4 protein-coding genes are annotated in these 3,517 nt (G+C 74.6%); 1 reads left to right on the forward strand and 3 read right to left on the reverse strand.

Annotated features, from left to right (window positions below):
* Nucleotides 1–157 precede the first annotated feature (157 nt).
* Together FMEAI12_RS33650 and FMEAI12_RS33655 are read right to left on the reverse strand one after the other, a co-directional pair.
* A complete protein-coding gene (locus FMEAI12_RS33650; RefSeq protein WP_112109142.1) occupies nt 158–988 on the reverse strand; it encodes an ABC transporter permease in 831 nt (276 codons plus the stop codon).
* Nucleotides 985–2,007, reverse strand: a complete 1,023-nt coding sequence (locus FMEAI12_RS33655; RefSeq protein ID WP_112109143.1) for an ATP-binding cassette domain-containing protein — start codon at nt 2,005–2,007, stop codon at nt 985–987. The genes FMEAI12_RS33650 and FMEAI12_RS33655 overlap by 4 nt, the downstream gene beginning before the upstream one ends.
* Nucleotides 2,008–2,207: 200 nt before the next feature.
* On the opposite strand from FMEAI12_RS33655, the gene FMEAI12_RS33660 reads away from it, so the two are divergent.
* Complete coding sequence (locus FMEAI12_RS33660) at nt 2,208–3,101, forward strand: TetR/AcrR family transcriptional regulator (RefSeq protein ID WP_200835507.1); 894 nt, start codon at nt 2,208–2,210, stop codon at nt 3,099–3,101.
* Between the two features lie 47 nt (nt 3,102–3,148).
* Here the strand turns inward: FMEAI12_RS33660 and FMEAI12_RS33665 are convergent.
* Nucleotides 3,149–3,517, reverse strand: a 369-nt coding sequence (locus tag FMEAI12_RS33665; RefSeq protein ID WP_235015005.1) for a hypothetical protein, incomplete at its 5' end; no start/stop codon positions are given.

Here is a 3,517-nt window from a genome sequence, read left to right on the forward strand (position 1 = left end):
CTCAGGGGGCACCGGGGGCGCGGGGGGCGCCGCTTCGTTTGACAATCCCCAACCCTTTCCGCTAGCCTGTGGCTGCGTATAGCGCGCTTTTGCGCGCCCTTGTGGCGGCTCCAGCTTAGCTCAGAGCGGCATCGTCCTGGTGTGTCGAGACCACCGGTCAGCCCGCCCGCCCGGTGAACGCACGCCGTCCGAACAGGAACTTCGCCGCCAGGTATGACCCGGCCAGCACCGGGCCGAACCAGGCCAGCGCCAGCCACCCGCCTGTCCCGATCGGCGTTCCCATCAGCAGGCCGCGCAGCGTCTCGATCACCGGGGTGACCGGCTGGTGGTCGGCGACCGCCCGCAGCGGGGCCGGCATCGTCCCCGTCGGCACGAACGCGCTGCTCAGGTACGGCAGGAACAGCACGAAGAAGGTGAACCCGCTGGCGGCCTGCGGGCTGCCGGCCAGCAGGCCGAGCGCCACCGACAGCCAGGTCATGGCGAGGACGAACAGCAGCAGCACCGCGGCGGTCGCGCACCATTCCGCGGCGGTGGCGTTCGGGCGGAACCCGGTGGCCAGCGCCACCGTGACGACCAGCGCGGTCGAGACGGCGTTACGCGCGACGCTGGCGACGACATGCCCGGTCAGCACCGCCCCGGCCGAGATCGGCAGTGAGCGGAACCGGTCGATGACACCGGCCGTGGTGTCCTGGGCGACACCGACCGCGGTCGCGGCCGCCCCGTAACCCGCGCAGAGCAGGATGATGCCCGGCACGACATAGTCGACGTAGTCGCCCTCGGTGTCGATCGCGCCGCCGAACACGTAGACGAACAGCAGCATCAGGTTGATCGGCAGGATCACGCTCAGCAGCAGCGTCTCCGGGTCGCGGGTCAGGTGCCGGATGCCGCGGCCGACCATCACGGCGGCGTCCGCCGCCGCCCAGCGCAGCGTGGACACCCATCCCTCGGCCGGGGCGATGCCGGCGGGGGCGAGGGGTTCGGTGGTCATCGCGCGGGCTCCTCACGGCGGGACGGGGCGGGCTGGCCGGCGCCGCGCGCGGCGACCCCGGCGGTGGACGCGCCGGCCGGCGTGACCGTCGCCGGCGTGGGGCGAGTGGACGGCGCGGTGGTGCGGCTCGCGGTGGTGAGGCTGAGGAACACGTCGTCGAGGTTCGGCCGGCGCAGCGCGACCGGGCCGACCTCCAGCCCGGCGTGCCGCATCCGGTCGAGGACGGCGCGCACGTCGGTGGCGGTGCCGTCGGTGGGGACGTCCACCGCCCGGCGCCGGGCGTCGCGCTCGCCCGCGGTGGGGCCGAGCAGCCGCAGCGCGGCGGCGAAGTGGGCGTCGTCGGTGAACGTGAGCTCGAGGCGCTGCCCGGCGAACCGGGACTTCAGCTCCTCGGGGGTCCCCTCGGCCACGACCCGCCCGCGGTCGAGCACGGTGACCCGGTCGGCGAGCCGGTCGGCCTCCTCCAGGTACTGGGTGGTGAGCAGGACGCTCACGCCGTCCACGGCGAGCTCGCGGATGACCGTCCACAGCTCGGCGCGGCTGCGCGGGTCGAGCCCGGTGGTCGGCTCGTCGAGGAACACCACCTGCGGTCGGGACACGAGGCCGAGGGCCAGGTCCAGACGGCGGCGCATCCCCCCGGAGTAGGTGCGCACCGCCCGGGTGCGGGCGTCGGTCAGGTCGAAGCGCGCCAGCAGTTCGGCGGCGCGCGCGCGGGCGCCGGCCCGCCCCAGCCGGGCGAGGCGGCCCATCATGACCAGGTTCTCCTCGCCGGTGAGGACCTCGTCGACGGCCGCGTACTGGCCGGTCAGGCTGATCGCGCCGCGCACCTGCCGCGCGGCCCGCAGGGCGTCGTACCCGGCGATGTGGACCGTCCCGGCATCCGGCCGCAGCAGTGTGGCCAGGATGCGGATCATGGTTGTCTTGCCGGCGCCGTCCAGGACGGTCGTGTGCCGGTAGCTCCTGGTGAGCCCGCGGACCCGGACAGTGGGCGTGGCCTGCTGCTCGGCTGGCGTGGTCATGTGGTCGTCCTTGGCGTGGCGGGCGGTCCTCCGGTGTCGGCGGGGATGTCGGCACGTCTGCGCGCCGCCAACTGTGTACGGCGCACACAGAAGTGTGTGCGGTTACTGTGTACCACTGAAACTGATTACGGTCTAGACGGCTGTGTAGCGCGTACACGACTACGATGGCGGCGGGGATGCGCCGACCGAGCGGGAGCTGAATGGACATCGAGGCCGGCACAGGGGCCGAGGCCGGCGCGCCGTCGCCGCAGCCGCAGGTGCCGCCAGGGCCGGGGGATGGCCTGCCGCCGGGTGTCGACCTGCTGTGGGGCCGGCGCGAGCGGGGCCGGCGCGGGCCGCGCCCCGGGCTGAGCCTGGCCCGCATCGTCACCGCCGCGGTGGAGATCGCCGACGAGGAGGGGCTGGGCCCGCTGTCGATGAGCCGGCTCGCCCAGCGGCTCGGCTTCACCGCGATGTCGCTCTACCGGTACATGACCGGCAAGGACGAGCTGCTCATGCTCATGCTCGACGCCGTCATGGCCAGCCCGCCGCCGGGCCCCGCGCCGGGGGAGGGCTGGCGTGCGGTGCTCGAGCGCTGGGCGGGGGAGTGCCGCTCGCTCTACCAGCGCCACCCGTGGGCGCTCGACGCCCCGATCAGCGGCCCGCCGCTGGGCCCCAACCAGTTGCGCTGGCTCGACGCCGGGCTGGCGGCCCTCGCCGGGACACGGGCCACCCCCGAGGAGAAGCTGAGCGTGATGCTTCTCCTCGACGGGTACGTGCGCGCCGAGACGCGGCTGTGGGTGCAGTTGCGCCGCGCCTACCGCCCCGGCGCGGCTCCCGCCTCGGCAACCTCCGCGGAGGCCGCCGCCTCGGCGGCCGGGCCGGCAGGCAATGCCGTGCCCGCCGAGGCCGTGCCCGCGGACGCCGAGCCGCCGCCGTCCTGGGGGTCGCTACTGCGCCAGCTGATCGACCGCGAGCGCTACCCGGCGCTCATGGAGATCGTCGCGACCGGGTCCCTCGACAGCCCGCCGGGCTACGGCGACACCGACTACGAGTTCGGGCTGGCGCGCATCCTCGACGGCATCGAGGTCTTCCTGCATCGGCCCGCCCGCTGACCGTGCCCGGAGACCCGTCGGAGAAGTGCGGGACGCCTCGTGCCGGGTCAGCGGACGATGCGGCGTAACACGACCCGGGCCAGTGGGGCGTAGGCGTGGGGCAGCGGGCCCGGTCCGGTGATCCGCAGCCAGGTGGACGTGCCGCCGTCGAGGCAGGCGTCCACGCCGTGGTCGAGGTCCAGCCGCAGCGGGCCGATCCCGACCCGCCAGCTCCAGGTGCGCTCGAACTCGTCCACGGCGGTGACGAGGAACCGCGCCGCCGGTCCGGCGAGTGGACGCACCTGCCCGCGCAGCCCGGGAACGATCCGCTGCCACCTGCCCGCGTCCGCCCCAGGGGGCTCCTCGCCGCAGGGCCGCCAGCCGTAATGATCCTGATCGCGGCTGTGCCCTTGGAAGGTGCCGTGGCCCTGCCCGGC

The organism is Parafrankia sp. Ea1.12 (assembly GCF_900465275.1).
In the GTDB taxonomy this organism is placed as follows: Bacteria; Actinomycetota; Actinomycetes; order Frankiales; family Frankiaceae; genus Parafrankia; species Parafrankia soli.